Consider the following 17,498-nt stretch of genomic DNA (forward strand, 5'->3'; position numbering starts at 1 on the left):
CGCTCCGTGCGTCTTGTCTGTATTGTCCCGTGCGGTGGACGGCCGCGTCGCGCACCGCCCACCGCCACCGGCGGGGTCAGCCCTGCTCGGCGGGGGCCTCCGCGCCCTCGGCGCCCGGGCGGGCCACCAGCTCGACCTGGTCCACGGCGTTGCACCAGCGGCAGCGCACCGACTCGATCGTCTCGCTGTGCACCTCGGTCTCCTCGACCTTGGACTCCCCGGCCAGGTCGAAGTGCAGGAACTCGGTCACCCGCGCGGTGCGGGTCACGTCGAAGCGGGTGAGGTTGCCGCACAGCGTGCAGCGCCAGCGCGTCTCGGCGGTCAGTGCGGGGACGGTCATCGGGGATCCTCTCGGCTGGTCCCTGGGTGGGCTAGGCGCTCCCCCCGGAGCCCCGGCGTCGGCGGCGGGAGACGGGATTGCCCGGCCCAAGCCTATTGCCTGGGGCAACCACCCCGACCACCGGTTGCCGGAACACGGCGGCTGGTCCACTTGCCGTAAACCGCCGTGTCACCTGCCGCGCGCGGAGGGATGCTTGGCCGCATGGCGCTCGCGGCCCCCCAGTACGCGGAAGCGCGGGGAGACCGCCCGGCGGTGCCCGCAGCGGCGGTCACCTACGCCCTGATCGCGGTCAACACCCTGGTCTTCCTGCTCGGCCCGGCCGCCGGCCTCAACCCGCTGTACGGCACCGGCCAGGCCCGGGTCTGCGCCGAGCAGCGGTACGAGCAGCGCTGGGGCGCCGTCCCCGCCGAGCTGCTGACCGGCCACCCGCTCACCGCCGAGCAACTGGCCGCCGGCCCGGACCCGGTCCCCGGCTGCCCCGCCTCCCCCACCCCGGGCAAACACCCGGCGGTCTCCGCGCTCACCGGGCTGTTCCTGCACGCCGGCTGGCTGCACCTGCTGGGCAACCTGCTCTTCTTCCACGTCTTCGGCCCCACCGTCGAACGGCGGGTCGGCCGGGCCAGGTACCTCCTCTTCTACCTGGCCGCCGGCAGCCTCGCCTCGTACGGCTTCGCGCTCGCCGAGGCGCACTCCCCCGACTCCACCCGGGTCCTGATCGGTGCCTCGGGCGCGATCTCCGCCGTGCTCGGGGCGTACCTGCGCTTCCACCCGAGGGCCCGGGTGACCACCCTGGTGCCGCTGCTCCTCTTCCTCCCGCTGCGCTTCCCGGCCTGGCTGGTGCTCGGCCTCTGGTTCGCCCTGCAGTGGTGGTCGGTGCACTCGGCCGGCCCCGGGGTGGCCTACCTGGTGCACGTGATCGGCTTCTCGGCCGGCTTCCTCTACGCCTGCACCGTCGTCGGCCACCCCCCGAGACGGCCCGGCTGAGGCCCGATACGCTGGCCGCACCCCACGAAGGAGCCCTGAACAGTGATCACCGCCATCGTCCTGATCAAGACCAGCGTCGACCGCATCCCGGAGATCGCCGAGGCCATCGCCGCCATCGAGGGCGTCAGCGAGGTCTACTCGGTGACCGGCGGCTACGACCTGGTGGCGATGGTCCGGGTGCGCCGCCACGACGACCTGGCCGAGGTCATCCCGGGCCGGCTGAACAAGGTCCCGGGCGTGGCCCACACCGAGACCCAGATCGCCTTCCGCACCTACTCCCAGCACGACCTGGAAGCCGCATTCGCCCTCGGCCTGGACGAGTAGTCCCGCCCTAGCGGCGGCTGTCGGCGACGCAACGGCCGCCCTCGTTGCGGTAGTTCCACGCCGCGCCCTCGGTGACCAGCTCGCGGACGGCGGTCAGGAAGCGCTCGACGTGCTCGTCCGGCGTGCCGGCCCCGAAGCTCACCCGGATCGCGTTGAGGCTGCGCTCCCCCGGGAGCGACGGCTCAGGAGCCCCGCACTCGGACGGCGCCACGTCCTCGTCCCCCAGCAGCGTCCGCACCAGCGGGTGGGCGCAGAACAGCCCGTCGCGCACGCCGATGCCGTACTCGGCGGACAGCGCGGCCGAGAAGTGCGAGCTGTTCCAGCCCCGGACGACGAAGGACAGCACGCCGACCCTCGCGGAGCCCTCGCCGAACAGGTTCAGCACCTTGACCTCGGGGATCTCCGCCAGCCCCGCCGTCAGCCGCTCGACCAGCTGCCGCTCCCGGGCCTCCAGCGCGTCGAAGCCGGCCTCGGTCAGCGCCCGGCAGGCCGAGGCGATCGCGTAGGCGCCGATGACGTTCGGCGAGCCGGCCTCGTGCCGGGCCGGGCCGGTGTGCCACTGCACCGCCACCGAGCCGTCCTGCTCCCGGGCCACCGTCCGGGTCGCCCCGCCGCCGGCCAGGTACGGCTCGGCCGCATCCAGCCAGTCCGCCCGCCCGGCCAGCACCCCGGCGCCGAACGGCGCGTACAGCTTGTGGCCGGAGAAGGCGATCCAGTCGACGCCCAGCTCGCGCACCGAGACCCGGTGGTGCGGGGCCAGCTGGGCGGCGTCCAGCACCACCCGGGCGCCGTACCGGTGCGCGGCCTCGGTCAGCTCGGCGACCGGCCACAGCTCGCCGGTCACGTTGGAGGCGCCGGTGACGCACAGCAGCTTCGGCCCCTCGGGCGCCGCGGCGAGCGCCGCCTCCAGCGCGGCCACCGCCTCGGCCCGCGAGCGCGGCGCCCGCAGGTAGCCGACCTCCAGCCCGGCGTGCGCCCAGGGCAGCAGCGAGGCGTGGTGCTCGGTCTCGAAGGCGAACACCCGGGTGCCGGCCGGCACGGCCGAGGCCAGCAGGTTGAGCGAGTCGGTGGTGGCACGGGTGAAGACCACCTGGTCGCCCTCGCGCAGGTCGAGGAACTCGGCGACGGTCCGGCGGCTCTGCTCGAACAGGTCGGTGGACAGCTGCGACAGGTACCCGGCGCCGCGGTGCACGCTCCCGTAGTACGGCGCGTAGGCGGCGACGTCGTCCCAGACCCGCTGGAGCGCCGGCGCGCTGGCCGCGTAGTCGAGCGCCGCGTAGCCGACCTTCTCACCGCTGGCGAGCGGCACCTGGACGTCGTGGCCGAGGACGGCGAGCGGGGCGGAGGTCTCGGTTGCGAGGGACATGAGGATGCACTCCTTCTGGGGGTAAGGGACCCCGGGAGTGCTCGTCGTCCGGCGTCCGCGCTTGTCGCGCGGACGGCTTGCCCGGCGACCCGGTCCTCACCCAGGGCACCCCGCCACGGACGGAGGGTTGCCGGACAGCCAGCTGGGGCTTGGCGCTGTCACTCATGACCTGGCGAAGACTCTAGGTCGGGTGCGTCGGACGGTCAAACAGGCATCCACCATCCGGACGGCGCTCCCGCCCCCGCGGCGGGCGGCAGCCCGAGGGCCCGTGCCGACCGAACGGCACGGGCCCTCAACTGCCGTCTCAGATCCGGCTGGTGGCCTCCGACCAGCGCCGCAGCAGCTCCTGCGCCGCACCCGAGTCGATCGCCTCGGCCGCCCGGACCATCCCCGCCGCGAGCTGATCCGTCAGCGGCGCGTCGCCGAGGTCCATAGCGACCAGCGCCGCCGCCGTGTTCAGCAGGACGGCGTCCCGCACCGGCCCGCGCTCCCCGGCCAGCAGCCGGCGCGCGACCTCGGCGTTGTACGCGGCGTCGGCCCCGCGCAGCGCCTCGATCCCGACCAGCTCGATGCCGACGTCCCGCGGGTCGAAGCCGGTCTCGGTGACCGCCCCGTCCTGCACCACCCACACCCGCGAGGTGGTGGTGACGGTCAGCTCGTCCAGTCCGTCGTCACCGCGGAACACCAGCGCCGTCGCCCCGCGCCGGGCCAGCACGCCCGCGATCAGCCCGGCGAGCCGGGTGTCGAAGCAGCCGATGGCGTGCGAGGTGACCTTCGCCGGGTTGGTCAGCGGGCCGAGGATGTTGAAGGCGGTCGGCACACCGAGGTCGCGCCGCGCGGTGGCCGCGTGCCGCATCGAGGGGTGGAACTTCGCGGCGAAGCAGAAGGTGAGCCCGACCTCCTCGGCCACCTCGGCCACCCGCCGGGCCGACAGGTCGAGCGCCACCCCGAGCTTCTCCAGCACGTCCGAGGAGCCGCTGGAGGAAGAGGCGGCCCGGTTGCCGTGCTTGACCACCTTGGCGCCGGCGGCGGCCGCGACGATCGCCGACATGGTGGAGATGTTGACGGTCTTCGCCCGGTCGCCGCCGGTGCCGACGATGTCGACCGCCGGGCCGGGGATGTCCAGCGGCTCGGCGTGCTCGTACATCGCGTCGACCAGACCGGCGATCTCGTCGACCGTCTCGCCCTTGGCCCGCAGCGCCACCATGAACCCGGCCACCTGGACGGGGGACGCCTCGCCGCTCATGATCCGGTCCATCGCCCACGCGGTGGACGAGCGGTCGAGGTCCTCCCCCTTCAACAGTGCCGCCAGGAGGTCCGGCCAGGTGCGGACCACCTGCGCGGGGTCGGTACCACCGTTCGCAGGGTTCACGTTCACCATGGCTGACTCCAGCTGTTGTCGGTTCCCCCGCACCGGGGGACGTCCGTACGGATGGAGCCAGCCTATCGACCGGTGGGGCGCCCGGGCCCCGGTCTCTCCCGTAGTGAGACGACACCGCTCAGCGTGCGACCGGGGCCCGCTTCGCCAGCCGCGCCCGCAGCAGGGTGGCCACCGCCCCGGCCAGCGCCACCGGGTCGACCGGGTGGGAGATCGCGGCGTCGGCCCGGCTCCAGGCCGCGAGCCAGGAGTCCTGCGGCCGGCCGATCAGCACCAGCACCGGCGGGCAGCCGTAGATCTCGTCCTTGAGCTGGCGCCCGAGGCCGAGCCCGCCGGCCGGGACCGCCTCGCCGTCCAGCACGCAGAGGTCGATGCCGCCCTTCTCCAGTGCCTTGATCACCGCGGGGGTGGTCGCGCACTCCAGGTAGGACAGCTCCGGAAGATCCTCGGCGGGCCGACGGCCGAGTGCCGTCAGCACCTGCTCGCGGGTGTTGCGGTCGTCGCTGTAGACGAGGACGGTGAGCGTCTCGTCGGTCGTGTACGCCATGGACCCTGCTCCCTCAAGTGTGATCCGGACCACGTTCACCTGACCCGGATGCTACTCCCGTTTCCCCCGTCGCCGGTCCCCCTCGCGCACGTTCCTCCCCGAGCCGCCCCGCCCGCGGCTCACCCACCCGGAGGACGGCCCGTCACCCGGACCCCGTCGGTCCACCCGGACGGCGGACACGGCATCCTCTCCCCTACACCCCGGCGCTGCGCCGTCCGTGCAACGACGCACCGGGCAAGGGGGTAGCACACCCGCCCGAGGAACCGTCAGAAAAGGGACACGCCGCTGCTCAGCCCCCGTACGGGCACCCCGTCGCCCCCCAAGCGGGCATACCGCACGCACCGGACACTCCGAGGGACACCCCCCGACGTGAAGACGGAATAAGGGACCGACATAATGTCCGTCGTGGCGACAGCAACAGCAACAGAAACCGGGCACGCGCACGGATCGGTCAATCGACCGAACATGGTCAGCGTCGGAACGATCGTCTGGCTCAGTTCCGAGCTGATGTTCTTCGCGGCGCTCTTCGCGATGTACTTCACGCTCCGCTCCGTCAAGGGAGCCGAGTTCTGGGCCGAGAAGGCGCACGCCCTCAACGTGACGTTCTCCTCGATCAACACCACGATCCTGGTGCTCTCCTCGCTCACCTGCCAGCTCGGCGTGTTCGCCGCCGAGCGCGGTGACGTGAAGAAGCTCCGCGCGTGGTTCGCCCTCACGTTCTTCATGGGCGCGATCTTCATCGGCGGCCAGGTCTACGAGTACACCGAGCTGGTCAAGAACGACGGCCTCTCGCTGTCCTCGGACCCGTACGGCACGGTGTTCTACCTGACCACCGGCTTCCACGGTCTGCACGTGACGGGCGGTCTGATCGCCTTCCTGCTGGTCCTGGGGCGGACGTACGCAGCCAAGCGCTTCACGCACGAGCAGGCCACCGCCGCGATCGTCGTGTCCTACTACTGGCACTTCGTCGACGTCGTGTGGATCGGCCTGTTCGCGACCATCTACCTGATCAAGTAACCAGCTGATCAGGTCGCTGGCCACCGGCTGCGGCCCCCGCCCTCACCGGCGACGGGCCGCTTCTGCCGGTGCCGACGCTCCCACCGACCGACCGCGCGCGCAGCCTTGGACAGGCAGCCTCGTGCCGGCCAGACCGGCCGCCGGGTGCACCCACCAGTCGACCAGATCCTGACACCGGGGTTATTCCGTGAAAAAGCTCTCCGCACGACGGCGCCACCCATTGGCGGCGCTGGTCGTCCTACTTCTCGCCCTGGCGGCAACCGGGGGGCTGTACGCCGCGTTCGCGCCCGCCGACAAGGCGCAGGCCGACGTCGCCGCGCAGTCGCTCGCGATCGATGAGGGCAAGAGGCTCTTCGCCGTCGGCTGCTCCTCCTGCCACGGCATCAACGGCCAGGGCGGCAGCGAGGGTCCGAGCCTGGTCGGCGTCGGCACCGCCGCCGTCGACTTCCAGGTCGGCACCGGCCGCATGCCGGCCCAGCAGCCCGGCGCCCAGGTGCCGCGCAAGCCGAAGATCTACACCCAGGGCGAGATCGACCAGCTCGCCGCGTACATCGGTTCGCTCGGCCCCGGCCCGATCGCGCCGAAGCCGGAGCAGTACAACTCGACCGACCCCCAGGACATCTCCAAGGGTGGCGAGCTGTTCCGCACCAACTGCGCCCAGTGCCACAACTTCGCGGGCCAGGGCGGTGCCCTGACCAAGGGCAAGTACGCCCCGTCGCTGGAGGGCGTGGACGCCAAGCACATCTACGAGGCCATGCAGACCGGCCCGCAGAACATGCCGTCGTTCCCGGACAGCACCATGCCCGAGGAGCAGAAGAAGCAGATCGTGGCCTTCGTCCGCCACACCACCAACGATGAGCCCAACCCCGGCGGTCTCACCCTGGGCAGCCTCGGTCCGGTGACCGAGGGTCTGTTCGGCTGGATCTTCGGCCTCGGCACGCTCATCGCGGTCGCGATCTGGGTCGCCGCCCACACCACCAAGGCCAAGAAGTCATGAGCCACGACATGTCAGAAGAGAAGCTCCCCGAGCCGCACGGCTCCGCCGGCGAGGTGGCCGACCACGGCAACCCGTTCGCCGACCCGGGCCTGCCGGCCCACGAGCCCCGTCGCACCGACATCGACGAGCGGGCCGCCAAGCGGGCCGAGCGCCAGGTCTCGCTGATGTTCGTGGTCTCGATGCTCGCCACCATCGGCTTCATCGCCTCGTACGTGGCCATCGACCCGGACAAGATCGTCTACATCTTCCCGCTGGGTCACGTCAGCGCGCTGAACTTCGCGCTCGGCCTGACCCTGGGCGTCGCGCTGTTCATGATCGGCGCGGGCGCGGTCCACTGGGCCCGCACCCTGATGTCGGACGTCGAGATGCCGTCCGAGCGTCACCCGATCGAGGCCTCCGACGAGGTCCGCAACGACGTCATCGACCAGTTCAAGACCGGTGCCGCCGAGTCCGGCTTCGGTCGCCGCAAGATGATCCGCAACACCCTCATCGGGTCGATGGCGCTGGTCCCGCTCTCCGGCGTGGTCCTGCTCCGCGACCTGGGCCCGCTGCCGGAGAAGAAGCTCCAGGAGACGGGCTGGAGCGAGGCCACCCCGGCCAAGCCGCTGGCGCTCGTCAACATGAGCACCATGCAGCCGATGAAGCCCGAGGACCTCGTGGTCGGCTCGCTGACCTTCGCCATGCCGGAGGGTCTGACCACCCACGACGAGGACTTCCAGCAGCGCATCGCCAAGGACGCCCTGATGCTGGTGCGCATCGCGCCGGAGGACATCAAGGACGACAAGTCCAAGGAGCTGGGTTTCGAGGGCATCCTCGCCTACTCCAAGATCTGCACCCACGTCGGGTGCCCGATCAGCCTGTACGAGCAGCAGACCCACCACGCGCTCTGCCCCTGCCACCAGTCGACCTTCGACCTGGCGGACGGCGCGCGCGTCATCTTCGGCCCGGCCGGCCACCCCCTGCCGCAGCTGAAGATCACCACTGACGACAAGGGCAACCTGGTCGCCACCGGCGACTTCGAGAAGCCTGTCGGCCCGAGCTTCTGGGAGCGTGCTCGATGAGTAGCGCGAGCAGCACCACGACCGGTGCCGCCAAGCCCTCCAGCACGCGTGCCAACCCCGCCAACAAGTGGGAGGCCGCGGCTGACTGGACGGACGGCCGGCTGGGGATCTACTCCCTCGCCAAGGCCAACCTGCGCAAGATCTTCCCGGACCACTGGTCCTTCATGCTGGGCGAGATCTGCCTCTACACCTTCGTCATCATCATCCTGACCGGTGTCTACCTGACGCTGTTCTTCAAGCCGTCGATGGCCGAGGTCGTCTACAACGGCTCGTACGTGCCGCTCAAGGGCATCGGGATGTCCGAGGCGTACGCCTCGACGGTGGACATCAGCTTCGAGATCCGCGGCGGTCTGCTGATCCGCCAGATCCACCACTGGGCCGCGCTGGTCTTCGTGGCCGCGATGCTCGTGCACATGATGCGCGTGTTCTTCACCGGCGCGTTCCGCAAGCCGCGTGAGATCAACTGGGTCTTCGGCTTCCTGCTGCTGGTCCTGGGCATGTTCGACGGCTTCTTCGGCTACTCGCTGCCGGACGACCTGCTGTCGGGTACCGGTATCCGCTTCATGGAAGGCGCGATCCTCGCGGTCCCGCTGGTCGGCACCTACATCCAGATGTTCCTGTTCGGGGGCGAGTTCCCCGGCCACGACATCGTGCCGCGGTTCTTCACCATCCACGTCCTGCTGATCCCGGGCATCATGCTCGGCCTGCTGGTCGCGCACCTGATCCTGGTCTTCTACCACAAGCACACCCAGTGGGCGGGCCCGGGCAAGACCGAGAAGAACGTCGTCGGCATGCCGCTGATGCCGGTCTACATGGCCAAGGCCGGTGGCTTCTTCTTCCTGGTCTTCGGCATCATCGCCGCCATCTCGGCGATCGCCACGATCAACCCGATCTGGGCGTACGGCCCGTACCGTCCGGACCAGGTGTCGACCGACGCCCAGCCCGACTGGTACATGGGCTTCTCCGAGGGCCTGATCCGCGTCATGCCGGGCTGGGAGATCAGCCTGTGGGGCCACACCCTGAACCTGGGTGTCTTCATCCCGCTGATGATCTTCCCGCTGGTCCTGGTCGCGATCGCGGTCTACCCGTTCATCGAGGGCTGGATCACCGGCGACAAGCGCGAGCACCACATCCTGGACCGCCCGCGCAACGCCCCGGTCCGCACCGCCCTGGGTGCGGCCTGGATCAGCCTGTACCTGGTCCTGCTGGTCGGCGGTGGCAACGACCTGTTCGCCACGCACTTCCACCTGTCGCTCAACTCGATCACCTACTTCGTGCGCACCGGCTTCTTCGTGGTGCCGGTCATCACCTTCATCGTCACCAAGCGCTGGTGCCTCGGCCTGCAGCGCCGTGACAAGGAGAAGGTGCTGCACGGCCGCGAGACCGGCGTCATCAAGCGCCTGCCGCACGGTGAGTACGTCGAGGTGCACGCCCAGCTGCCGCAGAAGGACCTGCACACGCTCACGGCGCACGAGCAGAACCAGCCGATCGAGCTGCCGGCCCAGACGGACGGGAACGGCGTGGCCCGCAAGGCCGGCGCCCTGACCCGCACCCGGGCCAAGCTCTCCCGCGGCTTCTACGGCGAGGGCAGCCAGATCCCCAAGCCCACCGCCGAGGAGCACCACGAGATCACCAGCGGCCACGGCCACCACTGATCCCGTACGCACCCCGCGTCACCCCGAGGGCCGCTGACCAGAGTTCGTCTGGTCGGCGGCCCTCGGGCTTTCTCGTACCCGCACCGCTTCCAGGAGCCCCCCCGTGCAGCTGTCCGTCGACCCCGCCGCCGCCACTCCCCCGTACGAGCAGATCCGCGCCCAGATCGCCGAGCAGGCCCGCTCGGGCGCGCTGCCCACCGGGCTGCGGCTGCCCACCGTACGGGCCCTGGCCGAGGAGCTGGGGCTGGCCGCCGGGACGGTCGCCCGGGCCTACAAGGAGCTGGAGGCGGACGGAGTGGTGGAGACCCACGGCCGGCGCGGCACCCTGATCGCCGCCACCGGGGACGCCGCCCACCGGCTGGCCGCCGAGGCCGCCACCGAGTACGCCGAGCGCGCGAGCCGGCTGGGCCTGTCCCACGCGGACGCCCTGGCCGCCGCCGTCACCGCCCTGGGCGTGGCCTACCCGGAGGCCTGACCCTCCGGAGGGGAGGGAGCGGCCTCAGAGCTCGGGGCGCATCATCCCCGCGGCCGGGGCCTGGGCGGCGGGCGTGGTGGTGCTGAGGGGCTTTCCGAGGGCGCTGTGCTTGACCCAGTCGGTCCAGGAGACGTTCCAGTCCCCGAAGCCGTTGCCGAAGGGCTCCATGGTGGCGCCGTGGCTGTTCACCACCGTCACCAGGTCCCCCACCCGGGTGTTCTCGTAGAACCACTTGGCGTTCTCGGTGCTCATGCCGGTGCAGCCGTGGCTGACGTTGTCCACGCCCTGCGAGCCGACCGACCAGGGTGCCGCGTGGACGTACTCGCCGCTCCAGGTCACCCGGGTGGCCCACTCGACGTTCAGGTCGTAGGACTCCGAGCTGCCCGCGGCAATGCCGATCGTCTCGCCGCTCATCCGGACCGAGCGCTCCTGGCCGAGCACCACCTTGATGCCGTTGCGGGTGTCGAAGCCGGGCTTGCCGGTGGTGACCGGGATGCTCCGGACCGGCTGGCCGTCACGCTTGAGGGTGAGTTCGTGGGCGGCCGCGTCGATCACCGTCTCCACCCGGGCGCCGATCCGCAGCCGCAGCGAGCTGCGGTCGCCCCCGTAGAGGCCGTCGGCGATCCGGCTGCCGGTGTCGTCGAAGGCCAGCGACACGGTGGTGCCGGCCGGCCAGTACTCCTGCGGGCGGAAGTGCAGGTTCTTGTCGTCCACCCAGTACCAGGCGCCGGTGACGGCCGGCTGGGAGGTCACGGTCAGCGCGCTCTCGACCGCCTGACGGGCCTGCGGGTCCTTGACCGCCTCGGAGAGCTGGACGGTCAGCGGCTGGCCCACCCCGTAGACGCCGCTGCCGGAGGAGTCCGGGCCGAGCTTGGCGGTGAGCAGGCGCTGGGCGGCCAGGGTGCTGAAGTTCTCGGTGGTGTCGCCGCGGCCGTTCTTCCCGTCGTCGGCGGCGATCCGCACGGTGTACGCGGTGTTGGCCTTCAGCCGTCCCGTGGTCTGCCAGCTGCGCTGGTCGTCGGCCAGCTTGCCGGCCACCACCCGGCCGTCCGGGCCGACCACGGTGACGTCGGTGAGCCGGCTGCCCTCCACGGCCGTCACGGTGACCGGCTTCGAGGGGTCGACCTTGCCCTCGGCCGAGAGGTGGACGAGCGGTCCCGCGTCGATCCGGTGCGGCCCGGAGGACTCGTCCCCGGACGAGCAGGCGGCCAGCGGGGCCAGCACTGCCAGGGCCAGCGAGATGCTGCCGATGCCTGCGGTTCCGCGCCTGTCGCCCATGACCGCCTCCGAGGGGTCTGCACTATTCGCACGATTGCTCAGATCGTAGGAACGGCCCGGAGCCGGCGACATCCGGGCGACCCTCCGTTGACCCGGGTGAGTGAGGCCGTCACCCCGGGGACGCAGCAGGGCCGGTCCCCCCGTGCGGGAGGACCGGCCCTGTGGTCGGAAGCGGGAACCTACTGGTTCTGGTTCTCGCCCCGGTAGAACTCGAAGACCCATCCGAAGATGCCGATCAGGATGATCGGGGCGGCCCAGAACATCAGCCACCAGCCGAAGATCACGCCCAGGAAGGCGAGCGCGCCACCGAGCGCCAGCGACAGCGGCTGCCAGCTGTGCGGGGCGAAGAAGCCCAGCTCGCCGGAGTCGTCCGCGACCTCGGCCTCGGGGTTGTCACCCGCGCCACTGTCCACCCGGCGGGCGGTGAAGGCGAGGTAGTACCCGATGAAGGCGCACAGGCCGAAGGCGAGGAACAGCGCCGTGGTGCCGGCGGCCTCCAGGCCCGGGCCCGAATGGTTGGTCCACAGGCCGTAGGTGATGGCCATCGCCAGCACGAAGACCGACAGGCCCAGGAAGATCTTTCCCTGTTCCTTCATCAGGCGTCACCCTCCTGCTTGCCCTTGCCCAGCTTCGGGGCGTCGTACTTCGCCGGGGTCACACCGGCGAGGTGCTTGGCCGGCTCGCCGTGGTTCTCCAGGTAGTCCAGCGCGGCGATCTCCGGGTGGTGGAGGTCGAAGGCCGGGGATTCGGAGCGGATCCGGGGCAGGGTGAGGAAGTTGTGCCGCGGCGGCGGGCAGGAGGTCGCCCACTCCAGCGAGCGGCCGAAGCCCCACGGGTCGTCCACGGTGACCTTCTCGCCGTACTTGGCGGTCTTCCAGACGTTGTAGAGGAACGGCAGGATCGACAGGCCGAGCACGAAGGAGCCGATGGTCGAGACGGTGTTCAGGGTGGTGAAGCCGTCCGAGGCCAGGTAGTCGGCGTAACGGCGGGGCATGCCCTCCGCGCCGAGCCAGTGCTGCACCAGGAAGGTGGTGTGGAAGCCGAAGAACAGCGTCCAGAAGGTGATCTTGCCGAGACGCTCGTCCAGCATCTTGCCGGTCATCTTCGGCCACCAGAAGTGGAAGCCGGCGAACATCGCGAACACGACGGTGCCGAAGACCACGTAGTGGAAGTGCGCGACGACGAAGTACGAGTCCGAGACGTGGAAGTCGATCGGCGGCGAGGCCAGCAGGACACCGGTCAGACCACCGAAGAGGAAGGTGACCAGGAAGCCGACCGTCCAGAGCATCGGCGTCTCGAAGCTCAGCGAGCCCTTCCACATGGTGCCGACCCAGTTGAAGAACTTCACACCGGTCGGGACCGCGATCAGGAAGGTCATGAAGGAGAAGAAGGGCAACAGCACCTGTCCGGTGACGTACATGTGGTGCGCCCACACCGTCACGGACAGACCGGCGATCGCGATGGTGGCCGCGATCAGGCCGGAGTAGCCGAACATCGGCTTGCGGCTGAAGACCGGGACGATCTCCGAGACGATGCCGAAGAACGGCAGCGCGATGATGTACACCTCGGGGTGGCCGAAGAACCAGAACAGGTGCTGCCACAGCATCGCCCCGCCGTTGGCGGGATCGAAGACGTGTGCCCCGAACTTGCGGTCCGCCTCCAGGGCGAACAGCGCGGCGGCCAGCACCGGGAAGGCCAGCAGGACCAGTACCGAGGTCAGCAGGACGTTCCAGACGAAGATCGACATCCGGAACATCGTCATGCCCGGAGCGCGCATGCAGATGATCGTGGTGATGAAGTTGACCGCACCGAGGATCGTGCCGAAGCCGGAGAAGGCCAGACCCATGATCCACATGTCGCCGCCGACGCCGGGCGAGTGCACCGCGTCCGACAGCGGGGAGTAGGCGAACCAGCCGAAGTCGGCCGCGCCGTTCGGGGTCAGGAAGCCGCAGACCGCGATGCTCGAACCGAAGAGGTACAGCCAGTACGCGAACATGTTCAGACGCGGGAAGGCCACGTCCGGGGAGCCGATCTGCAGCGGCATGATCCAGTTCGCGAAACCGGCGAACAGCGGCGTCGCGAACATCAGCAGCATGATCGTGCCGTGCATCGTGAACGCCTGGTTGAACTGCTCGTTCGACAGGATCTGGGTCCCGGGACGAGCCAGCTCGGCACGCATGACCAGGGCGAGGATGCCGCCGATCAGGAAGAACGCGAACGACGTGCCCAGGTACAGGGTGCCGATCGTCTTGTGGTCAGTGGTGGTCAGCCACTTGATGATGGTCGAACCCGGCTTCCGGGTCCGCTGCGCCCCGACCGTGACGGCCTCGGCGCCCCCGCCGGCCGCGGCGGGCTCGTTGAGGATGGTCACTTCGCTTCACTTCCCATGGTGATGACGCCGGAGGGCACCGCGCCGTTCTGGCCCTTGGCGCGAAGCTCGGCCAGGTGCTTGTCGTAGTCGGCGCGATCGACGACCTTGACGTTGAACAGCATGCGCGAGTGGTCGACGCCGCAGAGCTCGGCGCACTTGCCCATGTAGTCGCCCTTGACGGTCGGGGTGACCTCGAACTTGTTCACCACGCCCGGCACGACGTCCATCTTCATCATGAAGTTGACGGGCCAGAAGTCGTGGATGACGTCACGAGAGGTGAGCCGGAACTGCACCGTCTCGTTGACCGGCAGCCAGAGCGTCGGAGCGTCCTTGGGCGTACCGACGTCGTACGCGGCGTCCTTGTTGGCCGGGTCGGGGGTCTCGGTGTTCTCGTAGTTGAACGCCCAGCTCCACTGGAAGCCGACCACGTTGACGTAGTGCTGCGGCTTCGCGGAGACCTGCGTCAGCTTCGCCTCGTCGCGGGCGACGAAGTAGAAGAGGACGGAGACGATGATGATGGGGACCGCGGTGTAGAGCGCCTCGATGGGCACGTTGTACCGGGTCTGCGGGGGGATCTCCACACCGGTGCGCTTGCGCCGGTGGAAGATCACGCTCCAGATGATCAGACCCCACATCAGTACGCCGACCACCAGCGCCGCGATCCAGGAGCCCTGCCACATCTGGAGGACCATGGGTCCTTCCTTGGTGACGGGGCTCGGGAGGCCAAGCCTGGGGAGGTCGTTGGCCGAGCAGCCGGTGGCGGTCGCGATGACGAGGCCCAGTGCCAGCGCCTGAGGCAGCTTCCGCCGCATCGTGCGCCGCGGCGAGCGGTCGGAGCCGTTGGGACTCACGTAGCGCCTTCCCGAAGTCTCGCCCGCCTTCGCGTCGCACCGGGAGGGGAGTGTGAGCCCCTCCGGCGACCCGTCCACGGGCACGGTTTGAATGCTTATGCGGGCCAAACCCTACTCCAGCCTTATGCGCTCCTGACGGGCAGCCCCCGGTAACGCGCCGCCCGGTCGCCCGATCAGGCCCGGCAGCGGCTGCGCCGCAGGTCATCGTAGGCATTCGAGGTCCATACGCCCGATCGGGGGATGACCTCGAACAACGTGGCTGACGGCCCGTCGGTACCGGACGAAGCGGACATTCGGGGTGATCGACTGACGGCCGGTGAGCAATCCGGGCGGAGCAGCGCGCTCCCGGGTGTGTCGTCGAACGCGTGCCGTTAAATGTCACCGTGTATTTCGACGTGGCTTCGACGGCCCCCCTGCACCCCGTCGCGCGGCAGGCGCTGACCGCCGCCCTGGACGAGGGCTGGGCCGATCCGGCCCGGCTGTACCGCTCCGGCCGGCAGGCCCGGATGCTGCTGGACGCCGCCCGCGAGACGGTCGCCGCCGTCCTGGGCGCGCGGCCCGACGAGATCTCCTTCACCGCCAGCGGGACGCAGGCCGTCCAACTCGGCCTGCTGGGGGCGCTCGCCGGCAACCGGCGCCGCGGCGGGCACCTGGTGCACTCCGCGGTGGAGCACTCCAGCGTGCTGCACGTCGCCGAACGGCACGAGGCGGGCGGGGGCGAGGTCTCGGTCGCCCCGGTGGACCGCGCCGGGCGGGTGGACGCGGCGGCCTTCGGCGCCCTGCTGCGCACCGACACCGCACTGGCCGCGCTGCAGAGCGCCAACCACGAGGTGGGGACCGTCCAGCCGGTCGCCGAGGTCGCCGAGCTCTGCGCCGGGGCCGGGGTGCCGCTGCTGGTGGACGCCGCCCAGAGCGCCGGACGGGTCGACGTCCCGGCGGGCTGGTCGCTGCTGACCGCGAGCGCGCACAAGTGGGGCGGGCCGCCCGGCGTCGGCGTCCTCGCCGTGCGCAAGGGCGTCCGGTACGCCTCCCCGCTGCCGGCCGACGAGCGCGAGGGCGGGCGGGTGCCCGGCTACGTCAACGTCCCGGCGATCGTGGCCGCGGCCGCCTCGCTGCGCGCCGTACGGGCCGAGGCCGAGCGGGAGAACGCCCGGCTGCACGCGCTGGTGGAGCGGATCCGCGGCCGGGTACCGCAGTTGGTGCCCGAGGTGGAGGTGGTCGGCGACCCGGTGCGGCGGCTGCCGCACATCGTCACCTTCTCCTGCCTCTACGTGGACGGCGAGGTGCTGCTGACCGAACTGGACCGGGCGGGCTTCGCGGTCTCCTCCGGCTCCTCCTGCACCTCCTCCACCCTGACGCCGAGCCACGTACTGGCCGCGATGGGCGTGCTCACCGAGGGCAACGTCCGGGTCTCGCTGCCGTACGGGACGGCCGAGGCGGACGTGGAGCGCTTCCTCGCCGTGCTCCCGGACCTGGTGGCCGGCGTCCGGGCACCGCTCGGGCTGGACCTGCCCGCGCCGGCGGGCGCCACGGAGTCGCTGCTGGTCATCGATGCGCTCGGAAAGCGCTGTCCGCTGCCGGTGATCGAGCTGGCGAAGCGGATCGGCGAGGTGCCGGTGGGGGGCACGGTCGCCGTGCTGTCGGACGACGAGGCGGCCCGGCTGGACGTCCCGGCCTGGTGCGGGATGCGCGGGCAGGAGTACGCGGGCGAGGCCCCGGCCGCCGACTACGGCGGCGACCGGGGCTCGGCCTACCTGGTGCTGCGCCGCTCCTGACCGGAGCGGGCGGTACGGAGGACTACTTGACCAGGTGCGCGCGGATCTCCGCGGCGGCCTCGGCGCCGTAGGCGGCCTCGAAGCGCTTCAGGAAGCCGGTCGGGCGCAGCTCGTACTCCTGGGTGCCGACGGTCTCGATCACCAGGGTGGCGAGCATGCAGCCGAGCTGGGCGGCGCGCTCCAGGTCGAGCTCCCAGGACAGACCGGCCAGGAAGCCGGCCCGGAAGGCGTCGCCGACGCCGGTCGGGTCGACCTTGGCCTCCTCGACCGGGCAGCCGACCACGATCGGGGCCTCGCCCTTGCGCTCGATCCGGACGCCCTTGCTGCCCAGGGTGGTGACCCGGGTGCCGACGCGGGTGAGCAGTTCCTCGGCGTCCCAGCCGGTCTTGGTCTCGATCAGCGCGGCCTCGTACTCGTTGGTGAACAGGTACGAGGCGCCGTCCACCAGCTCGCGGATGTCGTCGCCGTCGAGGCGGGCCAGCTGCTGGGAGGGGTCGGCGGCGAAGGCGTAGCCGCGGGTGCGGCACTCCTGGGTGTGGCGGACCATGCCCTGGGGGTCGTCGGCGCCGACCAGGACGAGGTCGAGGCCGCCGACGCGGTCGGCGATCGGCTTGAGCTCGATGTTGCGGGCCTCGGCCATGGCACCGGTGTAGAACGAGGCGATCTGGTTGTGGTCCTCGTCCGTGGTGCACATGAAGCGGGCGGTGTGCCGGGTCTCGGAGATGTGGACGGACTCGCAGTCCACGTTGTTGCGCTCCAGCCAGCTGCGGTACTCGGCGAAGTCCGCGCCGGCGGCACCGACCAGGATCGGCCGGAGCCCGAGCACGCCCATGCCGAAGGAGATGTTCGGCGCGACCCCGCCGCGGCGGATGTCCAGGGCGTCGACCAGGAACGACAGCGACACGGTGTGCAGCTGCTCGGCGACGAGCTGGTCGGCGAACCGACCGGGGAACGTCATCAGGTGGTCGGTGGCGATCGAGCCGGCGACGGCGATACGCACGGAGGTCTCCTCAGGATGGCAACAGGGCCAGCGGGCACGGATGAACCCACCCACGGTACCCGTCCGGGACGGCCCGCCA

Annotated in this window: 17 protein-coding genes and 1 riboswitch; of the genes, 8 read left to right on the plus strand and 9 right to left on the minus strand. The window is 70.7% G+C overall.

Translation table 11 applies throughout. From position 1 onward, the window contains the following. Positions 1–76: 76 nt before the first annotated feature. Positions 77–340, minus strand: coding sequence for a hypothetical protein (locus ACIRVF_RS10020; RefSeq protein ID WP_402815818.1), 264 nt, complete (start codon positions 338–340; stop codon positions 77–79). Positions 341–541: 201 nt separating this feature from the next. On the opposite strand from ACIRVF_RS10020, the gene ACIRVF_RS10025 reads away from it, so the two are divergent. Next, complete coding sequence (locus ACIRVF_RS10025; RefSeq protein ID WP_402815819.1) at positions 542–1,324, plus strand: rhomboid family intramembrane serine protease; 783 nt, start codon at positions 542–544, stop codon at positions 1,322–1,324. A 42-nt stretch (positions 1,325–1,366) separates the two neighbouring features. After that, positions 1,367–1,648: an Lrp/AsnC ligand binding domain-containing protein gene (locus ACIRVF_RS10030; RefSeq protein WP_030240061.1), complete on the plus strand. Its 282-nt coding sequence runs from the start codon at positions 1,367–1,369 to the stop codon at positions 1,646–1,648. Between the two features lie 7 nt (positions 1,649–1,655). Here the strand turns inward: ACIRVF_RS10030 and ACIRVF_RS10035 are convergent, their stop codons facing one another. From ACIRVF_RS10035 to ACIRVF_RS10045, 3 genes are all read right to left on the minus strand, one after another. Beyond that, complete coding sequence (locus ACIRVF_RS10035; RefSeq protein ID WP_402815820.1) at positions 1,656–3,014, minus strand: aminotransferase class V-fold PLP-dependent enzyme; 1,359 nt, start codon at positions 3,012–3,014, stop codon at positions 1,656–1,658. Between the two features lie 52 nt (positions 3,015–3,066). Next, positions 3,067–3,184, minus strand: a riboswitch (SAM riboswitch). A 134-nt stretch (positions 3,185–3,318) separates the two neighbouring features. Next, positions 3,319–4,395 carry an anthranilate phosphoribosyltransferase gene (trpD, locus tag ACIRVF_RS10040; RefSeq protein WP_402815821.1) on the minus strand — a complete coding sequence of 359 codons (1,077 nt, stop codon included), beginning with the start codon at positions 4,393–4,395 and terminating at the stop codon, positions 3,319–3,321. A gap of 118 nt (positions 4,396–4,513) precedes the next feature. Beyond that, entirely contained in the window at positions 4,514–4,939 is a 426-nt protein-coding gene (locus tag ACIRVF_RS10045) for a hypothetical protein (RefSeq protein WP_402815822.1), read from the minus strand. A 396-nt stretch (positions 4,940–5,335) separates the two neighbouring features. Between ACIRVF_RS10045 and ACIRVF_RS10050 the strand changes: the two genes are divergently transcribed. The 5 genes from ACIRVF_RS10050 (at position 5,336) to ACIRVF_RS10070 (ending at position 10,144) form a co-directional block, all read left to right on the plus strand. Then, a complete protein-coding gene (locus ACIRVF_RS10050) occupies positions 5,336–5,956 on the plus strand; it encodes a heme-copper oxidase subunit III (protein ID WP_350515899.1) in 621 nt (206 codons plus the stop codon). Between the two features lie 187 nt (positions 5,957–6,143). Further along, complete coding sequence (locus tag ACIRVF_RS10055) at positions 6,144–6,953, plus strand: c-type cytochrome (protein WP_402815823.1); 810 nt, start codon at positions 6,144–6,146, stop codon at positions 6,951–6,953. 8 nt (positions 6,954–6,961) lie between these two features. Further along, on the plus strand, positions 6,962–8,014 hold the full coding sequence (locus ACIRVF_RS10060) for a Rieske 2Fe-2S domain-containing protein (RefSeq protein ID WP_402815824.1): 1,053 nt from the start codon (positions 6,962–6,964) through the stop codon (positions 8,012–8,014). Further along, entirely contained in the window at positions 8,011–9,669 is a 1,659-nt protein-coding gene (locus tag ACIRVF_RS10065) for a cytochrome bc complex cytochrome b subunit (RefSeq protein WP_402815825.1), read from the plus strand. The genes ACIRVF_RS10060 and ACIRVF_RS10065 overlap by 4 nt, the downstream gene beginning before the upstream one ends. Before the next feature lie 103 nt (positions 9,670–9,772). Then, on the plus strand, positions 9,773–10,144 hold the full coding sequence (locus ACIRVF_RS10070) for a GntR family transcriptional regulator (protein WP_402815826.1): 372 nt from the start codon (positions 9,773–9,775) through the stop codon (positions 10,142–10,144). Positions 10,145–10,168: 24 nt separating this feature from the next. Here ACIRVF_RS10070 and ACIRVF_RS10075 read toward each other — a convergent pair whose 3' ends face one another. The 4 genes from ACIRVF_RS10075 to coxB all read right to left on the minus strand — a co-directional run bounded on the left by ACIRVF_RS10075 (position 10,169) and on the right by coxB (position 14,644). Next, on the minus strand, positions 10,169–11,422 hold the full coding sequence (locus ACIRVF_RS10075) for an Ig-like domain-containing protein (RefSeq protein ID WP_402815827.1): 1,254 nt from the start codon (positions 11,420–11,422) through the stop codon (positions 10,169–10,171). 179 nt (positions 11,423–11,601) lie between these two features. Next, a complete protein-coding gene (locus ACIRVF_RS10080; protein ID WP_402815828.1) occupies positions 11,602–12,018 on the minus strand; it encodes a cytochrome c oxidase subunit 4 in 417 nt (138 codons plus the stop codon). Next, positions 12,018–13,793 carry a cytochrome c oxidase subunit I gene (gene ctaD, locus ACIRVF_RS10085; protein ID WP_402815829.1) on the minus strand — a complete coding sequence of 592 codons (1,776 nt, stop codon included), beginning with the start codon at positions 13,791–13,793 and terminating at the stop codon, positions 12,018–12,020. The genes ACIRVF_RS10080 and ctaD overlap by 1 nt, the downstream gene beginning before the upstream one ends. Then, a complete protein-coding gene (coxB, locus tag ACIRVF_RS10090; protein ID WP_402815830.1) occupies positions 13,790–14,644 on the minus strand; it encodes a cytochrome c oxidase subunit II in 855 nt (284 codons plus the stop codon). The genes ctaD and coxB overlap by 4 nt, the downstream gene beginning before the upstream one ends. 395 nt (positions 14,645–15,039) lie before the next feature. On the opposite strand from coxB, the gene ACIRVF_RS10095 reads away from it, so the two are divergent. Then, positions 15,040–16,419, plus strand: a complete 1,380-nt coding sequence (locus ACIRVF_RS10095; protein WP_402815831.1) for a cysteine desulfurase/sulfurtransferase TusA family protein — start codon at positions 15,040–15,042, stop codon at positions 16,417–16,419. Between the two features lie 22 nt (positions 16,420–16,441). On the opposite strand, the gene ACIRVF_RS10100 is transcribed toward ACIRVF_RS10095, so the two are convergent. Further along, positions 16,442–17,419 (minus strand): carbohydrate kinase family protein, encoded by a 978-nt coding sequence (locus ACIRVF_RS10100; protein WP_402815832.1) that lies wholly within the window; start codon positions 17,417–17,419, stop codon positions 16,442–16,444. Between the last annotated feature and the right edge of the window lie 79 nt (positions 17,420–17,498).

The organism is Kitasatospora sp. NPDC101157, assembly GCF_044768255.1.
GTDB lineage: Bacteria > Actinomycetota > Actinomycetes > Streptomycetales > Streptomycetaceae > Kitasatospora.

What these genes read in the sequence shown, in the direction of transcription:
- ACIRVF_RS10020 (WP_402815818.1), bottom strand. Translation starts at nt 340, where the DNA reads ATGACCGTCCCCGCACTGACCGCCGAGACGCGCTGGCGCTGCACGCTG.
- ACIRVF_RS10025 (WP_402815819.1), top strand. Translation starts at nt 542, where the DNA reads ATGGCGCTCGCGGCCCCCCAGTACGCGGAAGCGCGGGGAGACCGCCCG.
- ACIRVF_RS10035 (WP_402815820.1), bottom strand. Translation starts at nt 3,014, where the DNA reads ATGTCCCTCGCAACCGAGACCTCCGCCCCGCTCGCCGTCCTCGGCCAC.
- trpD (WP_402815821.1), bottom strand. Translation starts at nt 4,395, where the DNA reads ATGGTGAACGTGAACCCTGCGAACGGTGGTACCGACCCCGCGCAGGTG.
- ACIRVF_RS10045 (WP_402815822.1), bottom strand. Translation starts at nt 4,939, where the DNA reads ATGGCGTACACGACCGACGAGACGCTCACCGTCCTCGTCTACAGCGAC.
- ACIRVF_RS10050 (WP_350515899.1), top strand. Translation starts at nt 5,336, where the DNA reads ATGTCCGTCGTGGCGACAGCAACAGCAACAGAAACCGGGCACGCGCAC.
- ACIRVF_RS10060 (WP_402815824.1), top strand. Translation starts at nt 6,962, where the DNA reads ATGTCAGAAGAGAAGCTCCCCGAGCCGCACGGCTCCGCCGGCGAGGTG.
- ACIRVF_RS10065 (WP_402815825.1), top strand. Translation starts at nt 8,011, where the DNA reads ATGAGTAGCGCGAGCAGCACCACGACCGGTGCCGCCAAGCCCTCCAGC.
- ACIRVF_RS10075 (WP_402815827.1), bottom strand. Translation starts at nt 11,422, where the DNA reads ATGGGCGACAGGCGCGGAACCGCAGGCATCGGCAGCATCTCGCTGGCC.
- ACIRVF_RS10080 (WP_402815828.1), bottom strand. Translation starts at nt 12,018, where the DNA reads ATGAAGGAACAGGGAAAGATCTTCCTGGGCCTGTCGGTCTTCGTGCTG.